This is a genomic window from Streptomyces camelliae (genome assembly GCF_027625935.1).
In the GTDB taxonomy this organism is placed as follows: Bacteria; Actinomycetota; Actinomycetes; order Streptomycetales; family Streptomycetaceae; genus Streptomyces; species Streptomyces camelliae.
Genome location: NZ_CP115300.1, coordinates 9,202,778 through 9,217,818, shown reverse-complemented (window position 1 = coordinate 9,217,818; position 15,041 = coordinate 9,202,778). Strand labels below are relative to the sequence as shown.

At 67.1% G+C, this 15,041-nt stretch carries 9 protein-coding genes and 3 pseudogenes; 6 read left to right on the top strand and 6 right to left on the bottom strand.

Annotation, left to right across the window (positions count from 1 at the left end; genetic code table 11):
- Positions 1–272: 272 nt before the first annotated feature.
- The 3 genes and pseudogenes from O1G22_RS42500 (at position 273) to O1G22_RS42490 (ending at position 4,211) form a co-directional block, all read left to right on the top strand.
- Positions 273–1,394 (top strand): FAD-dependent oxidoreductase, encoded by a 1,122-nt coding sequence (locus tag O1G22_RS42500; RefSeq protein ID WP_270086196.1) that lies wholly within the window; start codon positions 273–275, stop codon positions 1,392–1,394.
- 143 nt (positions 1,395–1,537) lie between these two features.
- Positions 1,538–2,602, top strand: a pseudogene (locus O1G22_RS42495) (IS701 family transposase); the annotation flags it as partial.
- A gap of 265 nt (positions 2,603–2,867) precedes the next feature.
- Positions 2,868–4,211, top strand: coding sequence for an NsdA family TPR-like regulatory protein (locus O1G22_RS42490; protein ID WP_487416697.1), 1,344 nt, complete (start codon positions 2,868–2,870; stop codon positions 4,209–4,211).
- Positions 4,212–4,669: 458 nt separating this feature from the next.
- Here O1G22_RS42490 and O1G22_RS42485 read toward each other — a convergent pair whose 3' ends face one another.
- Positions 4,670–5,191 carry a hypothetical protein gene (locus O1G22_RS42485; protein WP_270086193.1) on the bottom strand — a complete coding sequence of 174 codons (522 nt, stop codon included), beginning with the start codon at positions 5,189–5,191 and terminating at the stop codon, positions 4,670–4,672.
- A gap of 56 nt (positions 5,192–5,247) precedes the next feature.
- Positions 5,248–6,251 (bottom strand): annotated as a pseudogene (locus tag O1G22_RS42480) (IS5 family transposase).
- 347 nt (positions 6,252–6,598) lie between these two features.
- Between O1G22_RS42480 and O1G22_RS42475 the strand changes: the two are divergent.
- Positions 6,599–7,273 (top strand): hypothetical protein, encoded by a 675-nt coding sequence (locus O1G22_RS42475; protein WP_270086192.1) that lies wholly within the window; start codon positions 6,599–6,601, stop codon positions 7,271–7,273.
- Between the two features lie 557 nt (positions 7,274–7,830).
- On the opposite strand, the gene O1G22_RS42470 is transcribed toward O1G22_RS42475, so the two are convergent.
- From O1G22_RS42470 to O1G22_RS42460, 3 genes are all read right to left on the bottom strand, one after another.
- Entirely contained in the window at positions 7,831–8,274 is a 444-nt protein-coding gene (locus O1G22_RS42470; protein WP_270086191.1) for a hypothetical protein, read from the bottom strand.
- On the bottom strand, positions 8,271–11,870 hold the full coding sequence (dnaE, locus tag O1G22_RS42465; protein WP_270086190.1) for a DNA polymerase III subunit alpha: 3,600 nt from the start codon (positions 11,868–11,870) through the stop codon (positions 8,271–8,273). Before dnaE ends, O1G22_RS42470 begins: the two co-directional genes overlap by 4 nt.
- 331 nt (positions 11,871–12,201) lie before the next feature.
- Complete coding sequence (locus O1G22_RS42460) at positions 12,202–12,462, bottom strand: hypothetical protein (RefSeq protein ID WP_270086189.1); 261 nt, start codon at positions 12,460–12,462, stop codon at positions 12,202–12,204.
- Positions 12,463–12,650: 188 nt separating this feature from the next.
- Between O1G22_RS42460 and O1G22_RS42455 the strand changes: the two genes are divergently transcribed.
- Together O1G22_RS42455 and O1G22_RS42450 are read left to right on the top strand one after the other, a co-directional pair.
- Positions 12,651–13,247 (top strand): nucleotidyltransferase family protein, encoded by a 597-nt coding sequence (locus tag O1G22_RS42455; RefSeq protein ID WP_270086188.1) that lies wholly within the window; start codon positions 12,651–12,653, stop codon positions 13,245–13,247.
- Positions 13,248–13,549: 302 nt separating this feature from the next.
- Positions 13,550–14,335: pseudogene (locus O1G22_RS42450) on the top strand (sodium:solute symporter family transporter); the annotation flags it as partial.
- 101 nt (positions 14,336–14,436) lie between these two features.
- On the opposite strand, the gene O1G22_RS42445 reads toward O1G22_RS42450, so the two are convergent.
- The gene (locus O1G22_RS42445) at positions 14,437–15,036 is read right to left on the bottom strand and encodes a TetR/AcrR family transcriptional regulator (RefSeq protein WP_270086187.1); all 600 of its coding nucleotides are present in this window, start codon (positions 15,034–15,036) and stop codon (positions 14,437–14,439) included.
- Positions 15,037–15,041: the final 5 nt, after the last annotated feature.

The following is a 15,041-nucleotide window of genomic DNA, read 5'->3' as shown; positions in this document are numbered from 1 at the left end:
CACTGCCGAGCCGGTCGAGGCGGTTGTCGAGGATGAACGTGGCTGGCGCGTTGCGTCGCAGCGTGAGCGGTCCCGGTCACCGCGAGGCGGATGCCGAGTTATAGTCACGAGGTCGCGAAAAACGATGTTCCGCGGTCCACCCGCCGGACATCGCACATACATCGATGCAGATGGTTCTGATCGGTGAGCGTCTCCTTGCCGAGATCGGGCACCCCGTCCGCTTTCGGCGCTGACCATCGCCGGCGCGTGCCGGCGCAACAGAGGAGCGCAGCATGCAGAAGACCATCGCCATTGTCGGAGCGGGACTGGGCGGGCTGACGCTCGCCCGGGTGCTTCAGGCTCACGGCGTCGCCGCGACGATCTACGAGGGTGAGGCTTCGGCGACGACCCGTACGCAAGGCGGCCTGCTCGACATCCACGAAGAGACTGGCCAGGTCGCAGTTCGCGCAGCCGGTCTGTACGACGAGTTCCTCACTCTGGTCCGCCCGGGCGAGGACGCCAAGCGCGTGGTGGACCGCCACGGCACGATCCTGTTCGACATGCCTGCGGACCCCGGTTCGGCCCGTCCTGAGGTGGATCGTGGCGAACTGCGGCGCCTGCTCATCGACTCGTTGGCGCCCGGGACGATCAGGTGGGGTCACAAGGTCACCTCGGTCCGGCATCGTCCGGAGGGCGGCTACGTGCTCACCTTCGCGGAAGGTTCCGCCACGCGCGCCGACATCGTCATCGGCGCGGACGGTGCCTGGTCGAAGGTGCGTCCGCTGCTCACCCCCGCCAAGCCCGTCTTCAGCGGAACCTGCTTCATCGAGATCGCCCTCGCCTCGGGCGGCCAGGAGTGCCGGGCGAGCGTGGCCGCGATCGGCAGCGGCACGCTGATGGCGGTCGCGCCGGGCAAAGGCATCATCGCGCATCGCTACGCCGACGGGCACGTGCGCGGATACGTGGCGCTGAACAAGCCCGAGGAGTGGATGAGGTCGATCGACTTCGGCGACCCGTCCGCGGGCCTCCGTCAACTTGCCGACGAGTTCGATGGCTGGTCGCCGCTGCTCACCGCCTTCGTGACACAGAGCGACGTGGAACCGTGGCTCCGACCCATCTACGCCCTGCCCGTCGGGCTCAAATGGGACAGGGTGCCCGGCGTGACGCTCGTCGGCGACGCCGCGCATCTGATGTCGCCCTTCGCCGGCGAGGGTGCGAACCTCGCCATGTACGACGGCGCGGACCTGGCGAGCAAGCTGGTTGAGCAACCCGACATCGAGGTCGCGCTCACCGCCTACGAAGAGCGGCTATTCCTGCGTAGTGGCGACGCCGCCAGCCGCTCGGCGCAGAACCTGGAGATCTTCTTCGGCCAGGAAGCACCGCAGAGCGTAGTCACTCTGTTCGATCGCTCCTGACACCTCAGTCCGGGTTCGCGATCTTGTCGCGGACCCGGTAGGGAGCGGGCACGGCCATCGCATGATCATCGGGGATTGTGTCGACTCTTGAAGATCGTGCGGTGGCTGCACGGCATAGCCCAGACCCTGCCCGTTGGTGGGCGATGTTCGACCAGGTCATGGCCCGGATCGCGGGCCGGTTCCGGCGGGTTGAGCCCCGCGCGTCAGCCCGCTCCTACCTGCTCGGGCTGCTGTCGGGCGTGGAGCGGAAGAACTGCTGGCAGATGGCCGAGCAAGCGGGCCATACGCGCCCCGGGTCGCTGCAGCGTCTACTGCGCTATGCCTGCTGGGATGCCGACGCGGTCCGCGACGACCTGCGTTCCTACGCCGCGGAAAACCTCGCCGCCCCCGACGGTGTCCTGATCGTGGACGAGACCGGCTTCCTGAAGAAGGGCCGGTCCTCGGCAGGGGTGCAGAGGCAGTACACCGGCACTGCGGGACGCATCGAGAACTCCCAGGTCGGCGTTTTCCTTGCGCTGGCAACCAGCCGGGGACGTGCTCTGATCGACCGTCGGCTTTACCTGCCCGAGCAGTCATGGGCTGATGATCCCGAACGCCGCCACGCTGCGGGAATACCCGACGAAGTGCGGTTCCAGACCAAGCCCTTTCTGGCCGGGGAGATGATCGCCGCAGCGCTGGACGCCGGAATCACCGCGCCCTGGGTGACCGGTGACGAAGCCTACGGCCAGGACCCACGTCTCCGCGCCGTCCTTGAGGCACGCGGCACCGGCTATGTCCTGGCCGTCGCCTGCTCGACGCGGGTAAGGATCAACCACGGCCGCACTGCCGTTCGCGCGGACACCGTTGCCGGCCGGCTGCCCGCCACGGCCTGGCATCGTCAGAGTGCCGGCATCGGCGCGAAAGGTCCTCGGTACTACGACTGGGCCTGGATCCACATCGGCATCGGCGCGAACCGACACCTGCTGATCCGACGCAACCTCTCCACCGGTGAACTCGCCTTCTATCTGTGCTGGTCGCCCGCCACGGTCTCCCTGGCCGAGCTGGTCCGCGTCGCTGGTGTCCGTTGGAGCGTGGAGGAGTGCTTCCAGGCCGCGAAGAGCCAGGTCGGCCTGGACCACTATCAGGTGAGGCACTGGACCTCCTGGCACCGGCACATCACGCTCGCCATGCTCGCCTTGGCCTTCCTGACCGCCGTCGCCGCCGACGCGGCACCACAGCGGCCAGCCGGTCCGCACTACTTCGACCACAGCCTCGATCCGGTCACGCTGACCGTGCCCGAGATCCGCCGTCTCTTCGGTGCCGTCTTCAACCCGCCTGCCGTGTCGACGGCCAGGCTGCTGCACTGGTCCATCTGGCGCCGACACCACCAGGCAACAGCCCGACGCAGTCACTACCGACGACGAACCCCCGACGAATCCGCCGGGTAGATCACGAAACCAGACTGGAGTATTAAGCCGCAAGGCGAACGTCTACCTGGACAAGCTGATCGGGGAGTCCGGTATCAGCCATAAGCGGTTGGCGCACCGGCTGAACGAACTGTGTTTGGCCGAGGGCATCGCCAGTGAGTACACGCACACCTCCGTGGCCAACTGGACCCGCCGGGGCATGCAGCCGAGGTGGCCGGTCCCCCAGCACATCTGCACAGCGCTCGCCGAACGCCTCGGGCGGGCCGTGAGCCTGGCCGATATCGGCATGGAATCAGCACAGAGCGACCGCGTGACCGGTCTCGCCTTTCCGCGAGATCAACGGCGGGCGCTCACCGAAGCGGCCTCGTATTGGAGTAACGTGAACCGACGCAACTTCCTGGCCGCGACGTCCTTCGCCGCCTCCGCTTTCTCTGAACCGGTGACCCGCTGGCTGGTGAGCCCCACCGAGCCTATGAGGCCGTCGCCCGGGGTCACCGCCCTCGGCCGCGCGCATATCGAAGAGCTGCGCACGGCGGCCAACAGCGCACGAATGTGGGACTCACGGTTCGGCGGGGCTTTGTGGAAGTCCCATTCGATCACCGAGTACCTGGACGAGCGCGTCACACCGCTGCTGCGCGCCCGGTACTCGGAACGGGATGGCCGTGAGTTGTTCTCCGTGACCGCTGAGATGGCCCGCCTGGCAGGCTGGACAGCGTTCGACGCCGGCCAGCACCAGGCCGCGCAGCGCCACTACATCCAGGCTCTGCGACTGGCCAAGGCAGCGGGCGACATCCACCTAGGCTCGTACATCCTGGCCACGATGGCCATGCAAGCACTGATGCGTGGGTTCGCCTCACAGGCCATCGACATGGCTCAGGGGGCCTACGAGCGGGTACCAGCCGCCGACCCCCGGGTGCTCGGCTTCGCCAAGCTGATCGAGGCACGCGCGCACGCACGGGACGGGGACGTGCGCGCGGCCTGTGCCTGTTTGGCCACCGCCGAGCAGCTTGAGGAACGCGGGCGGGCTGAAGGCGTTGGAGAGCGGCCCTGGATCGACTTCTTCACCCGGCAGCGCATCGTCACAGATGCTACTGAGATCTTCCGGGACCTGGAGCGTCCGAAGTCGGCCTTCGCATGGCACGCCCTGGGAGCGATGCCCGGGGATGCGTTCGCCAGGTCCAGGGGCATCCGGCTGTCCGTCCTGGCTACCGTGCATGCCCAGCAGGGGAACCTGGACGCTGCCTTGCCGCTGGGGCAGGAATCGCTCCAGCTCTTCTCCCGGCTACAGACCGCGCGTGGCCTCGACTACATCAAGATCTTCACCAGCGCGCTTCACCCATGGCGCCGCGAACGGTCCGTCATGACCTACATGAGCCAGGTCAAGGCGCTGACGTCCAGTCTCCCCTCCTGACACCCGCAGAGGCGTTGCCCCAGGGCTGGACGGTGGGCGGCAGCTGGCGAGGAAAGACCTTGCCCATCTACTGCAGTTGCCTGGTCCGGTCGTCTTCCGGCTGACCGGTTCTCGTTCGGTTCATCCCCGGCGGCGCCTGCGGTAGCGCGCTGGCTGCCACGGCGGGTTCGACCGGCCGCCGGGTACTGCCGCGTTCGGCGAGGGCGCTGCGGCGGCTTCGGAGGCGGGTACGCCGCCTGGCGCCGCCGGATCTCCTCAACGAAGTGTTGGATCTGTCGCAGTCGCTCCGGCGAGAGCTCCAGCCGGGGCGAGCCCATCACGAGGCCTCCGTGGTCACAGGGTTGTCCCCCGTACACTCGCCGCCGCCCGCCTGCTCATGGGCCAGCCCGCTGGTCGCGTCCCGACGGCTGGCCCGGCGACTTCGTTCCCCGTCTCGCAGGACAGATCACCCTCGGCCGTCATGCGGTGGGATCCACGTTCCAGTTCTCCGGCAGATCGCCGCCGCAGAAGACGCAGACGAAGTCGTCCTCGCGCACGATGTTGTGTTCCTGGCAGCCACGGCAGCGCCGGAACACCACTTCATGGGTGAAGCTGGCCGGCCGCCCGAGCTCTACGTTGTCGAGAGCGCGGGCGACTTCCGACCAAGAAGTGACGTCTGGGCAGTACCCGGTGGAGTGGTTGCTGACCTCGCTCACGACCCACCGGTCCGCCTCACGCACGAAGCGGATCTCGCCTGCACTCAAAACCATTGCTCCGCCGGCACAGGCCACGTGCTCGCTCCGCCGCGGCGCCAGCCGAAGCGCACCGTCCGTGCCGACCACGAAGGTGAACGGTTCGGCCAGCTCCACCGCCGATCGCCCAGCGATCCAGTCGCCGAACTCAGCCGCCGAGCTGATCCGGCATCCGCCGCTACCAGGCCGGACCGCAGCCTTCAGCTCGACCGGTCCGACATATTGGTAACTCCGCCCCCGCGCACTCACGTGAGCCAACCTAGAGCACTTCCGACACACGCCCTAGGGCCTGTGTGATGTTGTGATCAACCGGTTGCCTTCAGGAGGTCGTTGATCCAGATCATCGAGGCACGGAGGTGGAGGCCGGCGAGGTAGCTCTCGGGTGTTTTGTCGTGTCGAGTCGCGATGCCCCGCCAGGCCTTTAGCTTGTTGATCAGGCGCTCGACGGTGTTGCGCTCCTTGTAGAGCTCGGCGTCGTGGCGTGTGGGGCGACCGCCCCGTCTGCCCTTCTTCTTCCGGTTGGCGGCCTGGTCCGTCTTCTCCGGGATGACTGCCTTGATGTTGCGACTCCGCAGGTAGGAGCGGTTGGCACGGGAGGAGTAGGCCTTGTCCGCGGCGACAGCGTCGGGCCGGGTCCGGGGCCGCCCGACGGGAAGACGGATGCGCACCTTCTGCAGCACGGGGACGAATTGCGGGCTGTCGGCGGCCTGTCCTGCGGTCAGGACGAGGGACAGCGGACGACACTTGCGGTCTGCGGCCAGGTGAATCTTGCTCGTCAGTCCACCGCGGGATCTGCCGAGCAGGGCCTGGCTCAAGCGGAGCTTGCGCCGTCGCCTGATGTGCCGCCGCTCTTCGCGCTCGGGGTCGTCACTGCCGTGCTGTCCGCTCTGTTCTGGCGGGCCGCCCCTTTTTGCCGGGCCCGTTCCTGTTCGACGGCGGCTTCCTCAAGGGCGTCCAGGACCTCCTTGCCGATGCGCATCCCGGCCGCGTCGTGGTGAGCGCGGGCCGTGGTGGAGTCCACGCTGACCAGGGATAAGTCCGTCTGTCCCTGGCGGGCGGCCTCAGTGATCAAGCCTTCGAGCAGTGCGGTGAAGACTCCGGCGTCCCTCCACACCCGGAAGCGGCCGTAGACCGTCGGCCACGGTCCGAACTCGCCGGGCATCTCCCGCCACTGGCTGCTGGTGCGGAACCGCCAGATCACCCCCTCGAACTGATCCCGCAGTCGTGTGGGGTACGGTCCGTACTCGCCTATCGGCAGGAACGGCTCGATCAACTTCCACTGTTCGTCGGTGAGTTGCCTGCGTGTCACGATGGTCTTCCTACCGGATCCCCCGTCCTGAGGGACCCGGATCGGCAAGATTGATCACGACACCACACAGGCCCTAACACGGATCAGTCATGGCTTTCGTAGCGACACGCAGCAGGCAAGGGGTGAGGAGGCGTCAGCAGATCATCCGGGAGGGCTAATGCTCATTCAATACACCTGATCTCCGGGCCGCTTCACGCTCTGACATGACGGCAGGCGGGGCCGTATATACCCCGGTCGGCCCCCGCCCCGAGCCTCTCGATATGCACCGATATGAGAGCTATGAGTACGTTTGATCGCAGTCGGCTGACGAGCCGGCATCTCCGAGATATCCAGACAGGAGAAGCGACGTGAAGCTCGCTCGTTCCACCATGGTGACCGCAGGTGTCTCGGCCGCCGCGGCACTCGCCGTGACCGGCATCACCTACGCCTCGGCGGCCCCCGCCCCGGCACCCCAGGCGGCCCCGGCCGCCGCCTCGGCAGCGCCCTTCGGCGGCGACTCCGGACAGAACAAGGGCAACAACAACGAAGGGCAGGGCAAGGGCAACGAAGGCAAGGGCAACGAAGGCCGGCGCGAGGAAGGCCGGCGCCACGAGGAGCGCAGGGAGGAGGGCCGGATCGAGGTCAACGAGCGGTCCTACTCCGCCCACCCCGGCGACTGCATCACCGTCGTCAGCGGCCTGGGCGCCAAGACCCTCAACATCCGCAACGAAAGCCACAAGACCGTCGAGGTCTTCCGCGGAGCCGTCTGCGACAACGGCGCCCCCATCGCCACCGTCGGCCCCCACAGCTCCTCCGACGGCGTCTGCCCGAGGTTCAAGGACGAGGACGAGAAGGGCGAGCACGAGAACTGTGAGAACCGCGAGCACGACGAGAAGGGCGAGCACCACGAGAAGATGGAGGACGGCGTGAAGGTCAAGGACGGCGTCGTCGCCAGCTTCCGCGTGGTCTGCGACCACGACGACCGCGGCGAGCGCGGTGGCCGCGGCGAGGGCGGCTGGGGCGGCGAGGGCGGCCGGGACTGACCCGAAGCCCACAGCACCACACGGGGCCCCGGCCCGCCGGAATCGGGCCGGGGTACCCCAATCCCATTGTCGGACAACCCGTGCGCCCTGCGCGCACCACCGGCCCCGGCACCAAGCGTCGCATCCTGGTGCCCGGGCCGGCGCCCCTTCTCCCGTCGGCCGATCCACCTGGGGATTTCCGCCCCGAACGCCTCCCGCGGGTACATCTGATGGCGCCCTCGTCATCCGATTTCCCTCCCGGCGTTTCCACCGCCCCCGAACGGGTGGGAAACGACGGAACCCGCCCGCCAGGAGGCCGGCCCGGGATCCAGGGCCCGTGCAGCCACGCCGGTGAGCCCGCCGACCGCCAGCCGACCCGGCCTGCCGGCCACGTCCGCAAACACGCCGGGTATCCGAGGGCGCCACCGGATCCATAGCCCCACCGCTGACCTGAGCTGACGGCGACCGGGGCACGGCCAGGCACACCTCCACGTCCCGGCCGACGGCGCGTTGACAGACGGCTCCGGTAGGTGCCTCCGGGTGCCGCATGGCCGAAGGCGGCTGTACCCCACACGCCGTCACCGCAGACGCGAGCTGCCAGCAGCCCGGGCATGGGCAGCGGCCTCCAGGCCGAGGACGGCTCTACCCGATCGGCCGGTGGCTTTGAGAGCCGGCCTGTCGTGATCGCCGCCGTCCAGGATCCGGTCGTGACAGAGGTCCCCTATGAATTGATCATGCCTGAACGTTCCGCCGAACAGGAGCGGGCGAAGCTCGCGAGCCTGGCCGGCGGCGACTACGACGCGCAGTGGGTCCGCTGGCGCGAAGTAGCCGAGGCCGCGCAGGCGGCCGTCACCGCACACGCCGCTGAAGCCGTCGGTTCCCTTGTAGGGAGGCGGGATGTAGGGGGCCGCCGTGGCGGAGACCGTGCCAGCAAAAGAGTGGGGCCTTCGCATCGGGTGCAAGGCGGAGGGGTGTCGAGTCGGAGGTGGAATCTCCTCGTTGCCGGCGTTCGGATCGGTCACGCGACTCCTTGCCATGCGTCGGGCCCGAATGATCCCTTGATGTCGGAGGCGATCGTGGTGGCATTCACGGTGGCCTGCAATCGGTAGACGATCGTCTTCTGTACTCCGCGAACGAAGAGGTGGACCGGGTTCTCGCCGGGGTGGGCCCCTACGATCCGGCTGAGTTCCTTGAGCGCGGGCTCGTTGATGCGGTGGTAGGGCAACGTGAGCACTACGGGTGCCGCTCCGGTGCGTTCTGCTGAGGTGACGTCGAGTACCTGCAGTTCCTGGCCGAAGATGCTGATCGATCCGTCGCGGTCGTTGATGCGGCCCTGGACGGACACCACGCTGTCTTCGACCAGGGCGCCTGCGACGAGCTGGTACGTGGCGGGGAAGAAGAGGACTTCGATCGTGCCGTCCCGGTCGGCGAGGTTGACGATCGCCCAGTTGTTGCCCTGCTTGGTGATCTTCAGCTGTACGCCGGTGATCAGGCCGGACAGGCGCACGATGCCCTCGGTGCGGCCGGAGGACAGCAGGTCGACGATCGTGGTGTCGCGGTTGGCCGCGAGGATGTTCTCGGTGCCGTCCAGTGGATGAGCGGAGACGTACAAGCCGAGCATCTCGCGCTCGATGGACAGCAGCTGCTTGCGCGGCCACTCCTCCTCACCGATCTTCATGTCGAGACCCAGCCCGGCGTCGCCGCCGCCATCTGCGCCACCCAGACCGGCGAACAGGTCATCCTGCCCGTACGCGGCGGCCTTCTTCAGCGGCACGACCGCGTCGACTGCCATCTCGTGCACAGTGGCCAGACCCTTGCGGGTGTGGCCAAGGGAGTCGAACGCGCCGGCCTTGATGAGCGAGTCGATGGCCCGCTTGTTCAACGCGGGCAGGTCGACCTTGTCGAGGAAGTCCTGGAACGAGGTGAACTTCCCCTTGGACTTCCGTGCCATGGTGATCGACTCGATCACGTTCTCGCCGACGTTGCGCACCGAGAGCAGGCCGAAGCGGACGTCGTCGCCGACGGCCGCGAACTCGGCCAGGGATTCGTTGACGTCGGGTGCAAGGACGGTGACGCCGAGCTTGCGGGCGTCGGCCAGGTAGACGCCGGCCTTGTCCTTGTCGTCGCCGACGGAGGTGAGCAGGGCGGCCATGTACTCGGCCGGGTAGTTGGCCTTCAGGTAGGCGGTCCAGTAGGAGACGAGCCCGTAGCCGGCGGTGTGGGACTTGTTGAAGGCGTAGCCGGAGAACGGGAGCATGACGTCCCAGATCGCCTTGGTGGCTTCTTCCGAGTAGCCGTTGCCCGTCATACCGGCATGGAAGTTCTTCCACTCCGCGGCCAGGACCTCGGGTTTCTTCTTGCCCATCGCGCGGCGCAGCATGTCGGCGCCGCCGAGGGTGTACCCGGCCAGCGTCCGGGCGATGGCCATGATCTGCTCCTGGAAGATGAGCAGGTGGTGGGTGGATCCGAGGATCGGGTCGAGGACGTCCTTCAGCTCCGGGTGGATGGGGTCGGGGTCCTGCTTGCCGTTCTGACGCAGCGCGTAGTTGGTGTGCGCGTTGGCCGCCATAGGGCCGGGCCGGTACAGCGCCAGGGCTGCCGCGATGTCCTCGAATCGGGATGGCTCCATCAGCTTCAGGAGCGCGCGCATACCGCCGCCGTCGAGCTGGAACACACCGAAGGTGTCGCCTCGGCCCAGCAGTTCGAAGGTCTTCCGGTCATCCAGGGGGATGACGACGGTGTCCTTGTCGCCGTTCATCGGATCGACGGTGGCGAGTTTGACGCCGCGGTTCTCCCTGATGTTCTGCAGCGCGTGGTCGATGACGCCCAGGTTCCGCAGCCCCAGGAAGTCCATCTTGATCAGACCCATGGCTTCGCACGACGGATAGTCGAAGCCGGTGATCTTCACGCCGTCGGAGGCCCGCATGTGCAGCGGGATGCGGTCCGTCAGCTTGGTCTTGGACAGAATGACCGCGGCCGCGTGGACGCCCGTGCCCCGGGTCAGGCCCTCGACACCTTTGGCGGTGTCCATGACCTTCTTCACGTCCGGCTCGTTCTCGTACATCTGCCGGATCTCGCCGGCCTCGCCGTAGCGCGGGTGCTCCGGGTCGAAGATGCCGGACAACGGGATCGACTTGCCCATGATGTCCGGCGGCAGCGCCTTCGTGATGCGCTCACCGTGGGAGAAGGGGTAGCCCAGGATCCGGGAGGAGTCCTTGATCGCGTTCTTGGCCTTGATCTTGCCGAACGTGTTCACCATGGCGGTGTACGCGTCGCCGTACTTCTCGGTGACGTAGCGCACCATCTTGTCGCGCTGGCGGTCGTCGAAGTCCAGGTCGACGTCCGGCGGGTTGATGCGCTCGGGGTTGAGGAACCGCTCGAACAGCAGGCCGTGCTCCAGCGGGCACAGCTCGGTGATCCGAGTCGCGTACGCGACGATCGAGCCGGTGGCCGAACCACGTCCCGGTCCCACAGGGACACCGTTGTCGCGGGCGTACTTGCAGATGTCGGCGACCACGAGGAAGTACGAGGAGAACCCCATGGGGCCGATGACCGACATCTCGGTCTCGAAGCGCTCCAGCACTTCCGCGGGGATCGGATCGCCGTAACGCATGGCGAGCCCCTTGCGCACCTCCTTGCGCAGCCAGGACTCCTGCGTCTCCCCCTCAGGCACATCAGGGAACTGGGGCATCTCGTCGACGTAGTCGAAGACCTCGTCATACGAACCGATCCGCTCGGCGATCAGCAACGTGTTCTCACACGCCTCCGGCAACTCGGCGAACAGAGACCGCATCTCCTCGGCGGTCTTCAGGTAGTAGCCGCTGCCCTGGAACCGGAACCGCTTCTCGTCGGCCTTGTTCTTGCCGACACCGATGCACAGCAGGTTGTCGTGCGCGTCGGCCTGGTCCTCGTGGACGTAGTGCGCGTCGTTCGTGGCCAGCACCGGGATGTCCAGCTCCTTGGCGAGCCGCAGCAGCCCGTCCCGGACCTCCCGCTCGATGGACAGCCCGTGGTCCATCAGCTCCAGGAAGTAGTTCTCCTTGCCGAAGATGTCCTGGTAGGCAGCGGCGACCCCGCGGGCCTCGTCGTACTGGTTCAGCCGCAGCCGGGTCTGAATCGCGCCGGACGGGCACCCGGTCGTCGCGATGATGCCCTCCGCGTGCTCACTGATCAGCTCCATGTCCATACGGGGCTTGCCCGCCGGGAACTGGCCGGTGTAGCTGGCCTCCGTCGAGAGGTAGAAGAGGTTGCGCAGACCCTGCGCGCCGGTCGCCCACATCGTCATATGGGTGAAGCGGCCACCGCCGGAGACATCCTTCGAGCCCTCACCGTCGTCCGACATGGCGCGCTGCCCGCCCGGCCCCCAGAACTCCTGCTTCCGGTTACGCCGCGACGAAGGAGCGACATACGCCTCGATCCCGATGATCGGCTTCACGCCGTCGAAGCCCTTGGCCACCTGGTGGAACTCGTACGCACCGAACATATTGCCGTGGTCACTCATCGCGACGGCCGGCATGCCTTGCTTCGCGACCTCGGCGAACATCGGCTTGAGCTTCTGAGCGCCGTCGAGCATCGAGTACTCGGTGTGGTTGTGCAGGTGAACAAAGGACCGGGACACCGGGTGCGCACCTCCGCGAGGGGTCAAGAGGAAGGCCTCAGGCTACCCCTCGCCCCCTCAGTTCCAAGTCCCCTCACTCCTGTGAACGAGCCTTGTTTTCAAGGGAGTTCATTGATCACATACCCGCCGTGCCAGGGCATTTCGGATCTGCCGAGGGGCAACCATTCGGCGTGTCGGAGCGCACCGACCGCGTCGTCATGGCGGTGGGCAAGAAGGGCACTGGCTACTGTGCGGACTTCCTCCTCGGCCCGTCCGGCAGATAGAAGGAGAACTCTCCGTGCACGGCAGGAGGACGTGGTGGCCGCACCGGGTGATCGCTCCGCGGTTGCAGTCAGTAGTCCTCAGGGGCGCGAGGGGCAGCGGTGCCGGCTCGGGCGTAGAGCTCGCGGATCGCGTCGACGAGGTCAGGGTGATCCGCCAAGTCGACGTTGTCACTGTCGATGGCGTAGCCGACGAGGCTGAACATCTGGTGGATCAGGCGGGCGTACTTGACCGGGGTCATCGGTGAGGGCGGCGGGGCCGTCGGATCCCGGTTGGGATCCGCAGCGTACTGTCGCTGAGCCGCTTCGGCCTCGCGGTGAGACTTCTCCATCGTCAGGACCTCGACGCCGTCACCGCCGGCCCCACCCTCCCTTGAAGTTCCGGGGTGGTCGAAGGACACGTGAACCGGGTGAAAACACTCAAGAGGGCGATGTATGGCCGGGCCTCGTTCGAACTTCTCCGGACGCGCATCCTCACCCAGCCGTGAAGCTCCGGGAATGATCGTGGTAAGCAAGGCGAATGCTTGGCCGACTTCCTCTCAGTGAGCAACTCGACGGCTTGCGATCCGTGCTTTCCCAGAACGAGATCTTGACTGACGTGATGACCAGGGCGGCAACACTGGAGTTGCCCGGCTGGTACGTGACGGCGGGCTGCCTGTTCCAGACGGTGTGGAACGTGGCCACCGGCAGGCCCCCGGCCAACGGCATCAAGGACTACGACGTCTTCTACTTCGACGACAGCGAACTCTCCTGGGAAGCGGAGGATGCCGTGATCAAGGCGGGTCAGGAAGTGTTCGCTGACCTGCCGGCCGAGGTGGAGATCCGCAACGAAGCCCGCGTGCATCTTTGGTATGAGCGGAAGTTCGGGGTGCCCTGTCCGCCGCACGAGTCCACCGAGGCCGCGATCGACTGCTTCGCTGCGACGACGTGCTGTCTGGGTGTCCGGCTGGAACCCGATGGAGAATGGCGTGTCTATGCGCCTCATGGGCTCTCCGACGTGTTCAACCTTCTCGTTCGACCCAACCCGGTCCTTGCCCCGCGGGAGGTCTATGAGACCAAGGCGGCCCGATGGAAGAATGAGTGGCCAGAGCTCACAGTCCTGCCATGGCCAAACTGATGGCCTTCACGGAACTGGAACTGCTGACAGAGCCATTTTCAAATAGCCCCATCACGGGTGCGGGAACAACTTGGTCTCTCCCTTGGTCTGGCGGAGCAGGAAAGAGCTACCCCCGCGGGTGCGGGGACGACGGTGAAGAAGCTCCCGATCGGGCTGACGACGTAGAGCTACCCCCGCGGGTGCGGGGACGACGCGGGCGTAGGCGCGCTCCACCAGTTCCACGAGGAGCTACCCCCGCAGGTGCGGGGACGAAAGCCGGACCGCGTCGTGTCGTGCCAGGTTGTTGCGAACCTCGGTCGCCCCGGAGCGTCATTCGCCGCAGCACGACGGTGATGCCCCTCTACACACTGATGCTCGGCCTGCTCGCCCTGCTCGGGTTCATGGCGATCGCGGCCGGAGTGAAGGTCACCAACGGGCAGTTGGCGATCCCTCAGCTGTTCGAGAACATGTTCCCGGACTGGTTCGCGGGCGTGGCCTTCGCAGCCATCGGCATCGGCGCGCTGGTCCCGGCGGCCATCATGTCGATCGCGGCGGCGAACCTCTTCACCCGCAACATCTACCGGGACTTCATCAAGCCGGACGCCACGCCGAAGCAGGAGGCCCAGGTCTCCAAGTTCGTGTCGCTCCTGGTGAAGGTCGGCGCCCTGGTCTTCGTCCTCACCATGGACAAGACGGTCGCCATCAACTTCCAGCTCCTGGGCGGCATCTGGATCCTGCAGACCTTCCCGGCCCTGGTCGGCGGCCTGTTCACCCGCTGGTTCCACCGCTGGGCCCTGCTCGCCGGCTGGGCGGCCGGCATGATCTACGGCACGTTCGCCGCGTACGGGGTCGCCTCCCCGGCCCAGAAGCACTTCGGCGGCTCGGCGAAGGAGATCCCCGGCATCGGCGAGATCGGCTACATCGGCATGACGGCGTTCGTGCTGAATGTCGCCGTCACCGTGGGGCTGACTCTCGTTCTGAAGGCGCTGAAGGCCCCGGAGGGCGTCGACGAGACCAGTCCGGAGGACTACACGGCCGACAGTCAGAACGCAGTTCCGCAAGAACGGGAGGGACTGTCCGGCGATTCGCTTGCGCCGGCCACCAGTTGATGAGGCGACGTCGTGGGAACAGGCCGTGACCGGTGCAGCTGCCCCCCCCCCGCCCCGGCCCCCCCCCCCCCCCCCCCCCCCCCCCCCACGACGGATCTCCCTCAGGCGGCGGCCGGTCGGCCGATTGATTCCAGCGCCGCGGACACCGTCCTGTGCAGTGCCTCGGCATCGGCGCCTGCGCGCGAGCGCAGGTTCACGCCATAGGCGAGCAAGGCCAGCAGGTCGGCTGCCGCCCCCGGGTCGGCCCCGGCGGCCAGCTGCCCCTCGGCCTCGGCCGTGACGAGCGCCGCGTACATCGCGTCCCGCAGCTCCTGATGGTGCCGGTCGAGGATGGCGCGGACGCCGGGATCGCTGTTCTCCGCTCCGGCGTGCGCGTTGGAGACCATGCAGCCCCAGCGGGCGTACTCGCCCGAACACCTTGCTTTGATCAGGCCGTCGAAGAACTCGGCGATGGCGGGCAGCCCGCGTTCGTCCTCCGTGAGCCGGCGGAACATCGGCTGGGACCGCTGTTCGAGGTAGCGGCGCAGCGCGGCAAGGTAGAGCTCCTGCTTGCCGCCGAAGGTGGCATACAAGCTGGACCGGTTGAGGCCGGTCGCGGTCACAATGTCCTGGACGCCAGTGGTGGCCACACCCCGCTGCCAGAACAGCCGCACCACAGTGTCCAGGGTCGCGTCCGGGTCGAAGTGCTTGATGTCCGGCATGTTTC